Origin of the sequence: Actinocrinis sp. (assembly GCF_035653575.1) — a bacterium.
Taxonomy (GTDB): domain Bacteria; phylum Actinomycetota; class Actinomycetes; order Streptomycetales; family Catenulisporaceae; genus Actinocrinis.
Window position 1 is genome coordinate 1 of the sequence record NZ_DASRBQ010000158.1, and the last position, 15561, is coordinate 15561.

The following is a 15561-nucleotide window of genomic DNA, read 5'->3' on the forward strand; positions in this document are numbered from 1 at the left end:
CGTCGAGCCCTGCGACACCGAGGTCGTGAGGGTGTAGAGCGGCTGCGCGCCGAGCTGGTACGGCCACCAGATCCGCGGGTTGGCGAGGGTCAGGCTCGAATAGGCAGCGGGCGCGAAGGTCACCGTCTGCGTCGATTTCGCGGCCACGGTCACCGACTGGGCCACGGTGATCGGCGTGCCACCTCCGGGCGGGGTGATCGTGGCGGACACGGTGCCCGTCTGCGAAGACGAAGAGCTGTTGGTCACGTCGGCCTTCACGGTCAGCGCGCTGCTGCTGAGGTTCGCCGCGGTGTCCTGGTTGACGTGCGCGTTGCCGATCACCAGCGGGCCGCCGGTCTGCAGCTGCACCGGGAACTGGATGCCGGTGTTGTTGTCCGGCGGGATCTGGCTCCAGTCGACGTTGTCGAGGGTCAGCATGGTGCTCGGGTTGTTCGGGTGCAGCTCCATGGCGAGCGAGTTCGTGCCCGAACGCAGCAGGCCGGTGATGTCGAAGACGTTGCGCGCGTAGTCGCCGGTGACTGTGGCCGAGGTGGCGACCTCCGTCCCGTTCACCCACACGTCCGCGGCGCCGACCACGCCGTTGACGATGAGCTTGGCGTCCTGACCGCTCGGTGGGGCGGAGAAGTCGGTGCGGTACCACCAGGGCACTGAGAACTGCGCGATCGTGTCCGCGCCGACCTTCGTCATCTGGCCGAAGCAGGACTTCATGTTGGTCGAGTAGAAGACGTTCGGGCAGGTGCCGTTCTGCAGCAGGGCGCTGATCTCGGTTCCGGGCGCGCCGCCGCCGTCGTTGGCCACGCTCAGCCAGCCGGAGGTGGAGAAGCCTGGCGTCGAGATCTGCGCTCCGCTCTGGGTCGCCGTCGCGCTGGTGAGCACCTTCCAGCCGCCGGTCGCGCCAAGGTTCGCGACAGCGGTCGAACCGGTCGGCGGATCAGGGTACGCATGCCGCACGGCGGCGGAGGCGAGGCCGGTGGAGCCCGGGCGGGCGGACTGCGCCGGCGTGGCTCCCGAAGCGCCGCTCTGCAATGCCGCCGCGGCCGCGAAGCCCAAGGTCACCGCGGTCGTGATGAACAACCTGCCACGACGTGCCACTCGAACGATCATGCACGCTCCCGAAGGTGGGTGTGGAGCAGCCAATCTTGTAAAGTTAGCTTACTTACCCATTTCGAGATGAAGGTACAACCGAGGTGCGCCCGGGTCAACGATCCCCGCGGTCAAGAAAGCGGGATCACGGCAGGCGAGGAGCGATCACGCCCGCCGGCGGCGGCGCTCGATCAACTTGCCGTGCCTGAGCGTCCCGACCAGCTCGATCCGAAGCCGCGGCCGGTCATCAGACCACTCATTCAGCAGCTTCGCCTTGGAGTACTGGAGCGTCAGCCCGTCGGTGTCGACGACGATGCCGGGGCGGCTGACGATGAAGAGCTTGCCGAAGTGCATGTCCATCTCGATGCGCAGCGTGTCCGCGGTGAGCATCGCCTCGGTGAAGTCGAGCGTGACGTCGCACAGGCGCGGCCGCAGCTCGATGCGATGCGGCACGGTCCAGCGCCCAGCCCGCACGAACTTGCTGCCGCGCTGCTCGACGACCAGCACGTCCTTCGGCTTCGCCACCGACCCGCTTGGCGTGCTCAGCTGCACGGCCGGCAGATCGGCCGTCAACGCCGCCAGCTCGCCGAACGTCTTTGCCGAGAGCGCCGCCTCCAAGCGGGCGTCGAGTTCCTCCGCGGTGAGGCGGCCGTCGCCGGCGGCCACGCGCAGCGACTCCACGACACGGTCGCGGTCCTGGTGCGACGCCCGGAGATCCGGCGCAGGCAAGTCACTCGACATGGCTTCAACGCTAGCCGTCACGAGCGCGGCGAATCCAGCCCGCCGGCGCGCAAAAAGCCTCTGCGCTAGAGCCTTCTGCGACAGCGCCGGCTATCGCACGGCTGCTGAAGGCTCGATCGTCGGCGCGTCCGCGGTCGCGACGTGACAGGCGGCCTGGTGCCCTGGACCGAGGTCGCGCAGCCGGGGCGTCACCGAGGCGCATTCGTCGATCGCCAGCGGGCAGCGGGCCCGGAACCGGCAGCCCGGCTTGGGATCGATGACCGCGGGCGGCTCCGACTTCGCCGCCTGCGAGTCGACGCCGAGCGGGGCCCGCGGGTCCGGGACAGCCGAGAGCAGCAGGCTCGTATAAGGGTGCTTCGGGTCAGAGAGCACGGCCTCGGTGGGCCCTGATTCGACCACGTGACCGCCGTACATGACTAGCAGCCGGTCCGAGACGTACCGGGCGCTGGCGATGTCGTGCGTGATGTAGAGGAATGAGACGCCCTCGGTCTCCCGCAGTCGCGCCATCACGTTGAGCAGCCCGATGCGGATGGAGATGTCGAGCATCGAGACCGGCTCGTCGGCGAGGATCAGCTTGGGTTTGTACGCCAGCGCCTGCGCGAAGCCGATGCGCTGGCGCTGGCCGCCGGAAAGCTCGTACGGATAGCGGCCCAGGATGTCGGCGGCGGGTACCAGACCGACGGCCTCGACCACTCGCTCCGCCTCCTCCTGCCGCTGCGCCTGGCTCAGCTCCGGCCGATGCAGCTTGAGCCCGCGCAGAATGCCATGCGACACGCGGTAGGCAGGATTCAGGGAGCTGAAGGGGTCCTGGAACACCATCGGCACGTCGCTGCGATAGGCGAGTTGTGCCTTGCGCCCGCGCACCGTCGCCAGCGACTTGCCCTGGTAGCGGATCTCGCCGGCGGTCGGCCGATAGACCCGCGCGAGCAGCCGCGCGATGGTCGACTTGCCGCTGCCGCTCTCGCCGACCAGGGCGACGATCTCCCGCGGGTTGATCTCCAGGTCCACGTCGTCGACCGCGTGCAGGGCACGCCGCGAAAAGCCGCCGCCCAGCTTGAAATGCCGCGAGAGGCCGATCGTCTGGATCAGCGGCGCCTCGATGAGCGGCTCAGTCACGAGTTCACCTCCAGCGAGCGGGAAGCCTGCGGTTCGTCGTCGGACGTGAGCAGCAGGCAGCGCGCCCTGACCTCGCCCGCCTCGCCGATCCGATAGAGCTCAGGCTCCTGACTTCGACAGCGATCCTGCACGACGGGACAGCGCGGATGGAAGCGGCAGCCGGCCGGCGGGTTGCCGAGATCGGGCGGGCTGCCTGGGATGCCCTTCAACTCGACGCGCTCGCCGTGGATGGACGGGAACGCGTCCAACAGGCCCTTGCTGTACGGATGTGCCGGAGTGTCGAAGACGGTGCGTGTCGGGCCGGCCTCGACGACCTGGCCGGCGTACATCACCACGAGGCGGTCGGAGAACCGGCTGACCAGCGACATGTCGTGGGTGACGAAGATGACCGCGAAACCGAGCAGCTGTTGCAGCTCCTTGATCTGCACCATGAGCGAGCGCTGCGCGACCACGTCGAGGGCGGAGGTGGGCTCGTCCATGATGACCAGGTCCGGGGTGAACAGCAGCGCCATCGCGATCATCGCGCGCTGCCGCATGCCGCCGGAGAGCTGGTGCGGGTAGCTCTTGAGGTGCACCGGATCGATCCCGACCAGTTCCAGCACCTCGACGCTGCGCTGCTTGATCTGTTCGGAGCTGTAGTCGGCATGCGCCTCGATCGCGTCCTTGAACTGCGCGCCGATGGTGCGCACGGGATTGAGCGCGTTCATGGCGCTCTGCATGACCACCGAATAGTCCCGCCAACGCAGCACATTGAGTTGCTTCTCGGTCATCGCGACGAGGTTGCGTCCCTTGAAGGTCACGCTGCCGCCGGTGGTGGAGGCGGGCGCGCTCAGCAGCCGGGCGATCGCGAACAGCAGGGTGGACTTGCCGCAGCCGGACTCGCCGACGACGCCGAGGAATTCGCCGCGCCGCACGTCGAGGTCGACCTTCGCGACGGCCACCGAGGCGCCGCGGGCGGTCGCGTATTCGACGGTCAGGCCGCGTACTTGGAGCAGCGGAGCGTCCGGGTCGGCAGCGGATTCGGCGTCGGCGAGGTCCGGTGCCGGCGGGCCCCCGGGGTCGGCCGGTGACGGCGAAGCCTCGGCCCTTGCCTCGGCCGCCGCGGCCGCGGCCGAGGCCTTGGCGGCGACGGCGGCGCGTACCTTGCGCTCCTTGGCCTTGACCGGCCGCAGCGCCGGATTGCTCAGTTCGTCGAAGGCGTAGTTCATCAGCGCGAAGGCGACGCCGAGCAGCGCGACGCACAGGCCCGGGGCGATCGACCAGAGCGGGGCGCCGGTCTGCAGCGCCTGCTGGTTCTGCGCCCAGTAGAGCATCGTGCCCCAGCTCGACGAGTTCGGGTCGCCGAGGCCGAGGAACTGCAGGCCGGCGGCGCTGAGCACCGAGTACAGCGCCGCGCCGAGGAAGTTGGCCACGATCAGCGAGGTCATCGTAGGCAGGACTTCGAACACGATGATGTACGAGCGCCGTTCGCCGCGCACCCGGGCGGATTCGAGGAAGTCGCGGTTGCGCAGCGAGAGCGCCTGCGCGCGCATCTGGTTCGCGCCATAGGCCCAGCCGGTGACGACCAGGACCACCAGCAGCACGGTCAGCGAGCCGTGCCCGGCGTACTTGGCCAGGATCACGATCAGCGGGAAGGCCGGGATGACCAGCGCCACATTGGTGACCATGGAGAGCAGGTCGTCCATGATGCCGCCGAGATACGCCGCGGACACCCCGATCAGCACCGAGAGCACCGTGGCGAAGAACCCCGCGACGACCGCGATGATGAGCGACTGGCGGGTGCCGTAGATCAGCTGCGTGTAAATGTCCTGACCGAGCCCGGTGGTGCCGAGCAGGTGCCCGGTGGACGGCCCGAGCCGCGGCGGGAACTGCAGCGCGTTCGGGTCGTGCACCGAGGTGAACAGGCCGGGGAAGGCGGAGATCACCACGAAGATCAGCAGGATGACCGAACCGGCCATCGCCTTGCGGTTTCCGCGCAGCGCCCGCCAGAATCCGCCGCCCGAGCGGCGCGGCCTCGGCGTGGCTGCGGCAGTGCCCTGCAACACGGTCATCGGCCGCTACTCCTTCGCCCGCACGCGCGGATCGAGCCAGGCGGTCGCCAGATCGCAGATGAGCACCGCGACCAGGACGGCGACCGTGAAAAGCATGAAGAGGGTCTGCATCAGCGGGTAGTCGACGTTCTGCACCGCGCTGTAGAGCAGGTAGCCGAGGCCCGGATAGTTGAACACGTACTCGATCAGGATCGCGCCGGAGATGACGAATCCGAGCGACATGGCGAAGCCGGAGAGGTTCGGCAGGAAGGCGTTGCGCGCCGCGTAGCCGTACATGACCTTGCGGGTCGGCAGGCCCTTCGCGCGCCCCATCCGCACGTAGTCCTCGGCCAGCGTGGTGATCATGTTGTTGCGCATGGTCAGGATCCAGCCGCCGATCGAGGTGATCAGCAGGGTCGCGGCCGGCAGCACCGCGTGTTGCAGCACGCTGCCGATGAAGCCGGGCGAGAAGCCGGGCACCAGGCTGGTGTCGTAGTTGAAGTCGCTGGGCAGCAGCCCGTTGGTCCACACCGAGAACATCAGGATCAGCAGCAGCGCCACCCAGAAGTACGGCAATGCCGAGGTGACCACGAACAGCGGCGGCAGGATCGCGTCGAGCCGCCCGCCGCGCCGCCAGCCGGCCACGATGCCGATCAGCGTGCCGAGCGCGAAGGCCAGCACCGTGGTGATCCCGACCAGGCCGAGCGTCCACGGCAGCGCCTGGCCGATGATCGTGGTCACCGGCTCGCCGAGCGCCTGGCCGATGGAAAGGCCCCAGTGCCCGGTGAGCATGTTGCCGAGGTAATCAAGGTACTGCGTCCCGAGGTTCTGGTTCGGCTTGAACCCGAAGGAGCTGAGCATCTGCTGAAGCGTCGCCTCGGACACCTTGCCGCGGGTGCGGTCGCGCAGCGCGTTGACCGGATCGCCCGGCATGAACCGGGGGATGAAGAAGTTCAGCGTCAGCGCCGCCCACAAGGTGAGCAGGAAGAACCCGCCGCGCCGCAGGACGTGTTTCACTTCGGTTCGCTCCTCCCGCTTCCCGCCGGGCCGGCCCAGACGGCCCGGCGGGAAGAGTGGTGCCGCTCGCGGCTACTGAGCCGACTTCGAGTACAGGTGCAGCAGCACCTGACCGGCGTCGGGGAAGTTGAATGCGGCGGGCTGGGCGTAGGGGTCGTCCTGCGTGGGCCAGCCGCCGATGTCCGCGGTGTTGTACTGGAACCAGTCCACTGACTCGGTCACCGGGATGATCGGGACGTCCTTGACCATGTACGACTCGACCTGCTTGATCAGCGAGACCTGGGTCGCGTCGTCCGCGGTGGCGTACTGGTTGAACAGCGCGTCCACGGCCGGGTTCTTGTAGCGCTCGTAGTTGCTGTTGGCGCTCTGGCCGATCGGCGCGGTGTTCGCCGAGTCGAGGATCTCGCGCAGCTCGTAGTACGGTGTTGGGCCGCCGGTCAGCTGGCCGTAGTAGGCCAGGTCGTAGTCGCCGGTGAACAGCTTCGTGTCAAAGGTCTGCTGCGCCAGGTCGCTGACCGAGAGGTTGATGCCGATCGGCGCGAGCTCCTGCTTGATCACCGCCAGCGAGGCGTCCCAGTCGGTGTAGCCGGTGATGGTGATGACGGTCAGGTTCAGCGGGTGCGAGGGCGAGTATCCGGCGCTGGAGAGCAGCTGCGCCGCCTTCGCGGCGTCCGGCTTGTCGTATCCGGCCGAGGAGACCACGGAGGGGTCGTAGTACTTCTGGAAGGTCGGCAGCACCACGCCACTCTGGTTGGCCGGCGGCTCCTGGCCGCCTTCGCCGATCGAAGAGACCTGCGAACGGTCGATCGCGGCGGCGATGGCCTGCCGCACGGCGAGCGTGCTGGTGGCCTTGTGCGAGGGGTCGAGGTTCGGGTACAGCGAGACGTTGAGTACCGGCGGCGACCAGGTGTGGTTGTCGGCGGACTTGTTCAGGTAGAACTGCTGGATGCCGGGGATGAACTGGCTGCCCCACTGCGCCTTGCCGCTGGCCAGGTCGAGGTTCGCCGGGCCGTTGTCCAGGTAGGCCGGGTATTCGACCTTCTGGATGTAGGGCTTGCCGGTCTGCCAGTAATTCGGGTTCGCGGTGTACTGGATGTTGTTCGGCGTGCACGGGTTGACCATGAACGGCCCGGTGCCCACCGGGTTCGCGTCCTTCCACGTGTCCGGGTGCGCGGCCGCGTCGCCGGCCGAGAAGATGTGCTTCGGCACGATCGTGACCTGGTCGGCGAAGAAGTAGAAGTACGGCTGCGCGGGCTGCTTGAAGGTCAGCGTGACCTTGTTCCCGGAGGCGGTGGCGCTCTGCAGTCCGGCCGCCGTCCACAGCGCATAGAGGTCCGTCGCAGGGACCTGCTTCATCAGGTTGAAGGTGAACGCCACGTCGTCGGCGCTGAACGGCTGGCCGTCGTTCCACTTCACTCCGTCGCGGATGGTGAAGACGATCGAGGTCTTGTCCGCGTTCCACTGGTAGGAGGTGGCCAGCATCGGGGTTTCGGCCTGGTTGTTGAGTTCGTCCACGAAGATCAGCGGCTCGTAGACGAAGCCGTTGGACTCCAGGTACGCGGCCGGGTTGAACGGGTTGAAGTTGCAGGTCCAGGTCTGGCCCTGCTCGTTGGAGATGGTGACCGTGCCGCCCTTCTTGTGCGGGCCGTTGTCCGAGGCGCCCGCGCTGGTGGAGGCGGAGGTGGAACCGCCGCGGTGCTGCGTGCTCGAACACGCGCTGGCAGTCAGGCAGATCGCCGCGGCGGCGGCGAGCAGCCGGGCAGAGCGTCTTGTCATCCTGCTAATCCCTTCGTGAAAGTCTTTGTGCCGCCGGGGCCGAGTCGTCGGGGAGCGCGCTCTTGGGAAGCGTGCCGTCGTGGGGGATGCCATCGAGGAGCGTGGTACCGCTGAGCGTGTCGTCGGATCCTGATTCGCCCTTGCCGTCGCCGTCCCGTGCGGCGGCGAGGGCCAGGGTGAGCGCGCCGAGCAGCGGTGCGTCGTAGGGGTACGCGGCGCGGACCAGTTCGGGCGGATAAGGCACCGCGGCGTCCAGCGCTCGGCGCAGCCCGTCGCGGATCGGCGCCCAGGAGCGCACCAGTCCGCCGCCGACCGCGATCCGCACCGGGTCCACCGCGATCGCCAGGTTGACCAGATGGAAGGAGAGCTCTGCGACGAAGCGGTCGACCAGCCGGGCCGGCTTGGGATCGGCGCCGTGCGACCTGGCCGCCTCGGCGCGGGCGAAGAACTCGGCGGCGAGCGCCCCGACGTCCTCGTGGGCACCGCTTCCGCCGTTCCCCGGCAGCAGGGCCGCGGCCTCGATCATCAGGGCTTTGCCGCTGACGGCGTCCTCGAGCGGGACGCGCTGCGCGGCGCCGAGGCCCACGTCGTCGAGCCGGCGCAGGTTGTAGCCGATCTCCCCGGAGGCGCCGTTGCGGCCGTCGATCACCGAGCCGTTGGCCACGATCGCGACCGCGAGCCCGGTGCCAAGGTTGAGGTAGATCGCCGGATCGCAGCCGGCCAGCGCGCCCGATTCGGCCTCGACCCGCGCCGCCGCCTTCACGTCGGTGGCCAGCCGGATCCGCGCGCCGGGGAAGGCCTCGCGCAGTTCCCGGCCGAGGGCCAGGTTGTCCCAGCCGGGGATGTTCGGGGCGAGCGCGACACCGTCCTCACCGGGGATGCCGATGGTCGCCACGCCCACGGCGGCCAGCGGACGGCCGGGAGCCACGGTGTCCAGCAGTTCGCGTGCGGCCTGGATCGCCCCGGCGAGGCTGGCGGCGGCGCCGAGCCCGGCCAGGGTGTCCCGGGTGGCCGAGCCCAGCCGGGTTCCGTCCGTTTGCGCCACGGCCAGGGCGGTCTTGGTGCCGCCGAAGTCCAGCCCCAGCACGACCGGTGGTGCGTCCACGCGCGGCTCCCGAGTTCCGGCTGCCCCGCGGCCGAGCCCGGCCGCGAATTTGTAAGGAAGTTAAACTATATGCGGGCGGCACGCAATGGCCAGGCGTAAATGATCAATAACGGCTGCGCAACGTTCTCGGGTCGCGGTGCGCATCCGGCGTTCCGGCGCCGGCGGTAGCAGGTGAGCCGGTCGAGAGCCGGGCACGGGACAGGGCCGCGGAGGGCTTCGGAACACGGCTGCGCCGCACCGCCTGAATTCGCTCAGGGGGTGCGGCGCAGCGGGTCGCGGATCCGGCGGGAGGTCAACCCTGCAGGTAGTCGATCAGGTGCTGCTTCTCGTCCTCGAGTTGGCTGATGGTGCTCTTGACCACGTCGCCGATGCTGACGATGCCGACGAGGCGGTTCTGGGAGACCACGGGGATGTGCCGGAACCGGCGCATGGTCATCGTCTCGCGCAGTTCGTCCAGCGAGTCCTCAGGGTGGCAGGTCTTCACTTCCAGCGTGGCTATCTGCTCAACGGGCGCGTCCAGGATCGCGGCGCCCCGGTCGTGCAGGCGGCGCACCACGTCGCGCTCGGAGACGATGCCGGCGACCGTGATCCCGTCCGGGGAGACCACGACCGCGCCGATATTGTGCTGGGCCAGCAAAGCGAGCAGGTCGCGGCAGGTGGCGTCGGGCCGGACGGTGACGACGCCGCCGCCCTTGTGCACGAGTACGTCTCGGACCCTCATGGTGTCCTCCGCCTTTGGAGTTCGGCCTGGGTTCCTATCACCGTGACCGACAAAGCGGCCGGGCGCCAGCCCCTGAGGCAAAGGTTTCCCCGAGTGGAGGTATACGGGAGGTAGTAGGGCACATCGGACGGGGCGGACGGGACGGCTCAGGACGGCCGAGGACGCCTCAGGACGGCGCGTGCGGAAACGGCTGCTGATCAAGCAGCCCGCTCTCGTACGCCACGATCACCAGTTGCGCCCGATCGCGCGCGCCGAGCTTCATCAGCAGCCTGCTGACATGGGTCTTGACCGTCGGCGAGGCCAGATGCAGGTGCTCGGCGATCTCGGCGTTGGACAGGCCGCGGCCGATCAGCGCCAGCACCTCGTGTTCGCGCTCGGTCACCCCGTCGAGCGAGACGCGCGGCGCGCGGGAGGGTTGCGGAGAGCGGCTGAACTGCTCGATCAGGCGCCGGGTGACGCTGGGCGCGAGCAGCGCTTCCCCGGCGGCGACGACGCTGATCGCGTCGAGCAGCTGAGCCGGAGCGGTGTCCTTGAGCAGGAATCCGCTCGCGCCGGCGCGCAGGGCCGCGTATACGTACTCGTCGAGGTCGAAGGTGGTCAGAATCAGGACCCGAGCACCGCACGACCTTGATTCGGCGCAGTCGGAATCGCCGGCGGCGTCGGGCTGGGCGCTCTTGCGGGAAGCGGCGATGATCCGGCGGGTGGCCTCGATCCCGTCGAGCTTCGGCATGCGCACGTCCATCAGCACCACGTCCGGCGCCTCCCGCAGCGCCAGCTCGACCGCCTCGACCCCGTCCGCCGCCGCGCCGACCACCGTCATGCCCGGCGCGGAGTTCACCAGCACCTCGAACGCGCCGCGCACCAGGGCCTGATCGTCCGCGATCAGCACTCTGATCATGCGCTTCCGCCTTCCAGCAGCAGGCCGGGTTCGGACCGGCGGCCTGGCTCGGGCAGTCGGCTTGGCTCGGGCAGATGGCCGGGCTCAGGCTGTCGGCCTGGCTCAGGCAGCCGGCCAGTTTCCGGCGGTAGTTCCGGCTCCGTCCACCGGCCGCGATCCACCGGCAGGCTGGCCGCGACCCGGAATCCACGCAGCGGCAACGGCCCGGCCTCGAATCGGCCGCCGTGCAGCGCCGCGCGTTCGCGCATGCCGATGAGGCCGTGGCCGCGGCCAGCCGGCGCGTCGGGGTCCGTGACAGTGTTCTGATCAGACGCGCGCGCCCCGGCGCCGACTCCGTCGTCCGTGACCTCGATGGTCAGCGCGTCGGCCGCATAGCCGAGGCGGATCCGGCACCGATCGGTGCGCGCGTGTTTCACCACATTGGTCAGCGCTTCCTGCACGATTCGATACGCCGACAACTCCACTCCCCCGGGCAGCGCCCGCTGCGTTCCGCGGATGTCCACATCCACGGCCGTGCCTGCCTGCCGTACCCGGCGGATCATCTCGTCGAGGTCTGCGATACGCGGCGCCGGGGCGCGTACCGCCTCTCCAGCGTCCTCGCGCAGCACTCCGAGGAGCTGCCGCAACTCGGCGAGCGCCTCCCGGCCGGTCGTCTCGATCACCGCCAGCGCCGAGCGTGCCTGCTCCGGTTGCGTGTCGAGGACGTGACCACCGACTCCCGCCTGCACGGTGATCACGCTCATGCTGTGCGCGACCACGTCGTGTAGCTCGCGGGCGATGCGCAGCCGCTCCTCGGTCACCGTGCGCCAGGCCAGTTCGTGCTGTGCCCGCACCTGGTCCTGCGCCTGCACCCGGACCGCCTCGACGTACGCCCGCTGCCTGCGCACCGCGAAACCGATCGCCCAAGCGGCACAGAGCACGGCCGCGGGCGACACCGACTGCGCGAGAAAGACCCACTGCTGCTGCTTGGGGTTCTCGAGCATCGGCCGAGCCGGAGCCCCGCCGAAGGTCAGCAGCAGCATGAAGATCAACCCGAGCAGCGCGCTGAGCGAGACCCGCTTCGGACGCACGGCGGCGACGATGTACAGCGCGAGCCCGACCGCGACGAAGGGGTCGCGCTGGAAGCCGCCCAGGTACGAGACCACGCAGGCGACGAAGGACAACGCGAGCATGGAGAGCGGGGCGAGCCGGCGCAACGCGATTGCGACGCCTGAGAGCACGGCCGCAACGGCGCCGACCGCCATGGGCATCTGCACCGCCCGCGGAAAGAGCGGTGAGAGCGCCGACCTGATCAGCAGCAGGTTGAGCACGAAACCGGCCGCCGCGTCCACGACATACGGCGACACGCGCCGCCACTCGATCGCGGAGAGTTTCACGCCCTGACCGTAGTGCGCACGCGCTGCCTGCGCATCGTCCCGCAGATGTACCGCGGCAGCTCATCCCGAGGGCGTAAGCGGGGGCGCCGCCGTGCCGCGCGTACTGCTCACGGCTCGATCACGGATCGATACGCCGGGCCGACGACGTACGGAGCACCTGCCGGGACGCTGGCCTGGTCAGCAACGCAGCGGACCCGGCAGGCCGCCGAGGTCCCGAATCCGGGGAGTTCCATGTGATCGAGATCAAGGACGTGAGCAAACGCTACGGGGGAAAGCTCGCGGTGGACGGCCTTTCCTTCACCGTGCGACCGGGCATGGTCACCGGTTTCCTCGGCCCGAACGGCGCGGGGAAGAGCACCACGATGCGCATGATTCTCGGTCTCGACGAACCGGACCGGGGCGAGGTCACCATCGACGGCCGCCGATACAACGAGTTCAAGCGGCCGCTCTATCGCGTCGGTGCGCTCCTCGATGCGACGGCGGTGCACGGGGGCCGCAGCGCACGCGCGCATCTGGAGTCGCTGGCCCGCAGCAACGGGATGCGGCGCGGACGCGTCGACGCCGTGCTGGAACAGGTCGGCTTGACCGAGGTGGCCTCGAAGCACGTCGGGGGCTTCTCGCTCGGCATGAAGCAGCGCCTCGGCATCGCGGCGGCGCTGCTCGGCGATCCGCAGGTGCTCATGTTCGACGAGCCGGTCAACGGCCTGGATCCGCAGGGTGTGCGCTGGGTGCGCGGGCTGTTCCGGTCGCTGGCCGCGGAAGGCCGCACGGTGCTCGTCTCCAGCCATCTGCTCAGCGAGATGGCGCAGACCGCGGACCATCTGGTGGTGATCGGCCGGGGCCGGTTGATCGCGGACACCGGGGTCGAGGAGTTCGTCGAGGCCGGTTCGGCCGGCCGGATTCTGGTGCGCACGCCGTATGGCGGCGGCCTGGCCCGGCTGCTGGTGGCGGAGGGCGCGCAGGTCGAGCAGGTGGAACAGGCCGAGCACGGGATGCTCGCGGTGACCGGCGTGACGCAGGAGCGCATCGGCGATGTGGCGGCCGCGCACGGGTTGGCGATCCACGAGCTGCGAGCGGATCGCGCCTCTCTCGAAGAGGTGTTCATGGAATTGACCGAGGAAAGCGTCGAGTACCGCGCGTCGAGCGGGCGCGATGGCTCCGCAGAGGTAGTGGACGCACAAGCGACGACGGGAGGGGCGCGATGAGCATCGTCACCTCAGCAGAAGCCACGGGCAACGGAGCGGGCGCGGGCACGGGGATCGGAGCCGGTCTCCCCTCGGATGAGGGCTCGAATTCGCCCCTCGGCGGCCCGGCGGCCCGGTTCCTGGACCTGCTCGCCGCCGAGTGGATCAAGTTCCGTTCGGTGCAAAGCACGTACTGGGCGGTGGTGTGCGCGGCCGTGCCGTCGATCCTGGTCGGCATCCTGATCGCCCAGAACGTCCGGTCCAATTGGGTCAACCTCAGTAAGCACCCTGACTTCCACTTCGACGCGCTCGCTTCGAGTTTCGACGGCTTCCAATTCGGCCAGCTGGTCATGGGCGTGCTCGGGGTGCTCGTGATCAGCTCCGAGTATGCCAGTGGCCTGATTCGCACCACCTTCGCCGCCACGCCGCAGCGGCGGGCGGTGCTCGCGGCGAAGACCGTGATGATCGGCGCCTTCACGCTGATGTGCGGAGAGATCCTGGCGTTCGCCGCGTTCTTCCCGGTCCAGGCGATCATGCACGGGGTCGGCGACGGCTTGTCGATCGGCTCGCCGGGAGCACTGCGCGCGGTGCTCGTCGCGGGCTTCTACCTCGCGGTGCTGGCGCTGATCGGACTGGCGTTCGGGGCCCTGCTGCGGCATACGGCCTGGGCCATCTGCGCGGTGTTCGGGCTCGTGTTCATCCTGCCCGGCGTGGTTTCGGCCTTCCCCGCGCCGTGGGGCGATCGGATCGGCAAGTTCCTGCCCACGGACTGCATCGGGCAGCTGATCGCGCAGCAACCGCACGCCAACGATCTATCCCGGCCGTGGTCGTTCGTGGTGATCGTCGCCTACCCTGTCGTGCTGCTCGCGTTCGCACACTATGTCCTGCGGAAACGCGACGCATGATGACTTAAGGCCGCTGGCCACGGCCGAACTCTTCCCATAAGTCAGCCTGAATGACAATCTGTGGCATGGCTCGCGACGAACCCGAGGGACCGATGCAGAGTCGGTCCTTCGCCACTTCGTCCGCGAGGCGGGGGCCAGGTCATCCACGGCCGCCCAAGGAGCCACCCGGTGCGCACCCGACTACATAGAGCATCGATGGTCGCCAGCGCTGCCATGCTCGCCTGTGTCACCATCGCCGCGCACCCAGTCGCGGCGAACGCGGACGACACGTCCACGGTGGGTTGGGTCAGGCTCGCGCAGCTCTCACCGACGATGACCCCGGTCGACGGATACCTTTCCCCCTCCGCCAACGCAGGCACGCAGGGCACACAGGGCACGCAACCGGTCATGACGCACGCGACGTACGGAACGATGTCGCAGTACCAACCCGTCGCACCAGGCGCCTACACGGTCGCGATGCGCAGGGCGGGCAGCGCAGCGACTTCGAACCCTCTGGCCACGACCCAGCTGACCGTGGCGGTAGGACAGGCGTACACGGTCGCGGCCTTCGGGACGGGCACGGTCAAGCTCCAGGTCCTCAACGATGAGCTCGCGGCGCCCACTGGAATGGCAGGCATACGCGTCATCGAGGCGTCCCGACAAAGCCCCACCGCGTCGGTTTTGTTGGGCACGCAGAGCTTGGCGGCCAACCTGCGTTCGCCGGGTGCTTCGCCCTACCAGTCGGTCGCTCCGGGAATGAGCGCCCTAGTCGTGACGACCAAGGGCGCCACGACGCAGACGGTTTCCACCGACCTGGCCGCGAACAGCACGTACAGCGTTGTGATCTTGGATGGAACGGAGGACGTCGCGCGCGTGCTCGTGGTCAACGACGCGAGCGGGATGAGCGCGATGCCGAAGGGCGGAGTGAGCACCGGCTTCGGCGGCACGGCCAAAAAGGCGGGGGCAGGTGGGAGCGGCGCACAGACAGTCCCGGCGCTGTGGATAGTCCTCGCCGCAGCCGGGGTCGCCGCCGTGGCCTTCGCGGCAAGACGGCGGACCCGGTGACCGAATGAGCGCGCGATGAGATGGCAACCGAAGCACGCCAGGCCGCACCAGTGGTTCATGAAAGACGGGCGGCCCTCACTGGGACGCGTCGCCGTCGCCGCCCTCGGAGTGGCCGCAATCGTCGGCGTGACGGCCGCCATCGCGCGAGGCACCACCTCCTCCGCCCCGGCGGCGAAGCCCCCCGCGCCCGTGGTGGTACCGATCGCGTCCCCCACCGGCGACGACGCGATCGCGAGCGCGAGCAGCTCGCCGACCGCCGACGCGCGTCCGGTCTCAATCGACATCCCGGTGATCAACGTGCACACCACGCTGCAAACGCTCGGCCTCGACGGCTCCGGCGCGCTACAGCCGCCGACGAACCTCACCGAGGCCGGCTGGTACACCGGCAGCCCGGTCCCCGGCCAGGACGGCCCCGCAGTGATCGCAGGACACGTCGACTCCTTCAACGGCCCGGCGGTCTTCTTCGACGTCAAGGAGCTCAATCCGGGCGACCGGATCACCGTCGGGCTCAGCTCCGGCCAAAGCGTGACGTTCCAGGTCATGCTGGTGAAGCACTACCCGAAGA

14 protein-coding genes are annotated in these 15561 nt (G+C 69.1%); 4 read left to right on the top strand and 10 right to left on the bottom strand.

The window, feature by feature from the left end; all coding sequences use genetic code 11:
* From VFA06_RS21370 to VFA06_RS21415, 10 genes are all read right to left on the bottom strand, one after another.
* On the bottom strand, positions 1-1104 hold a 1104-nt coding region (locus VFA06_RS21370), incomplete at its 3' end, for a glycosyl hydrolase 2 galactose-binding domain-containing protein (RefSeq protein WP_414639942.1).
* Positions 1105-1248: 144 nt separating this feature from the next.
* Positions 1249-1824: a DUF1707 domain-containing protein gene (locus VFA06_RS21375; RefSeq protein ID WP_324842444.1), complete on the bottom strand. Its 576-nt coding sequence runs from the start codon at positions 1822-1824 to the stop codon at positions 1249-1251.
* Between the two features lie 90 nt (positions 1825-1914).
* Positions 1915-2940, bottom strand: coding sequence for an ABC transporter ATP-binding protein (locus tag VFA06_RS21380; protein WP_324842445.1), 1026 nt, complete (start codon positions 2938-2940; stop codon positions 1915-1917).
* A complete protein-coding gene (locus VFA06_RS21385) occupies positions 2937-4991 on the bottom strand; it encodes a dipeptide/oligopeptide/nickel ABC transporter permease/ATP-binding protein (RefSeq protein WP_324842446.1) in 2055 nt (684 codons plus the stop codon). Before VFA06_RS21385 ends, VFA06_RS21380 begins: the two co-directional genes overlap by 4 nt.
* A gap of 6 nt (positions 4992-4997) precedes the next feature.
* A complete protein-coding gene (locus tag VFA06_RS21390) occupies positions 4998-5987 on the bottom strand; it encodes an ABC transporter permease (protein ID WP_324842447.1) in 990 nt (329 codons plus the stop codon).
* A 72-nt stretch (positions 5988-6059) separates the two neighbouring features.
* Positions 6060-7763 (bottom strand): ABC transporter substrate-binding protein, encoded by a 1704-nt coding sequence (locus VFA06_RS21395; RefSeq protein WP_324842448.1) that lies wholly within the window; start codon positions 7761-7763, stop codon positions 6060-6062.
* A 4-nt stretch (positions 7764-7767) separates the two neighbouring features.
* Positions 7768-8868 carry an ROK family protein gene (locus VFA06_RS21400; RefSeq protein WP_324842449.1) on the bottom strand — a complete coding sequence of 367 codons (1101 nt, stop codon included), beginning with the start codon at positions 8866-8868 and terminating at the stop codon, positions 7768-7770.
* A gap of 292 nt (positions 8869-9160) precedes the next feature.
* Positions 9161-9589, bottom strand: coding sequence for a CBS domain-containing protein (locus tag VFA06_RS21405; protein WP_324842450.1), 429 nt, complete (start codon positions 9587-9589; stop codon positions 9161-9163).
* Positions 9590-9755: 166 nt separating this feature from the next.
* On the bottom strand, positions 9756-10487 hold the full coding sequence (locus VFA06_RS21410; RefSeq protein WP_324842451.1) for a response regulator transcription factor: 732 nt from the start codon (positions 10485-10487) through the stop codon (positions 9756-9758).
* Positions 10484-11863 carry a histidine kinase gene (locus VFA06_RS21415; RefSeq protein WP_324842452.1) on the bottom strand — a complete coding sequence of 460 codons (1380 nt, stop codon included), beginning with the start codon at positions 11861-11863 and terminating at the stop codon, positions 10484-10486. The genes VFA06_RS21410 and VFA06_RS21415 overlap by 4 nt, the downstream gene beginning before the upstream one ends.
* Positions 11864-12096: 233 nt before the next feature.
* Here VFA06_RS21415 and VFA06_RS21420 point away from each other — a divergent pair, with 233 nt between their 5' ends.
* The 4 genes from VFA06_RS21420 to VFA06_RS21435 form a co-directional block, all read left to right on the top strand.
* Positions 12097-13068, top strand: coding sequence for an ABC transporter ATP-binding protein (locus VFA06_RS21420; protein WP_324842453.1), 972 nt, complete (start codon positions 12097-12099; stop codon positions 13066-13068).
* Complete coding sequence (locus VFA06_RS21425; RefSeq protein WP_324842454.1) at positions 13065-13952, top strand: ABC transporter permease subunit; 888 nt, start codon at positions 13065-13067, stop codon at positions 13950-13952. Before VFA06_RS21420 ends, VFA06_RS21425 begins: the two co-directional genes overlap by 4 nt.
* A 195-nt stretch (positions 13953-14147) precedes the next feature.
* The gene (locus VFA06_RS21430) at positions 14148-14996 is read left to right on the top strand and encodes a DUF4397 domain-containing protein (RefSeq protein WP_324842455.1); all 849 of its coding nucleotides are present in this window, start codon (positions 14148-14150) and stop codon (positions 14994-14996) included.
* Positions 14997-15011: 15 nt separating this feature from the next.
* The coding region (locus VFA06_RS21435; RefSeq protein ID WP_324842456.1) for a sortase domain-bontaining protein at positions 15012-15561 on the top strand (550 nt) is incomplete at its 3' end.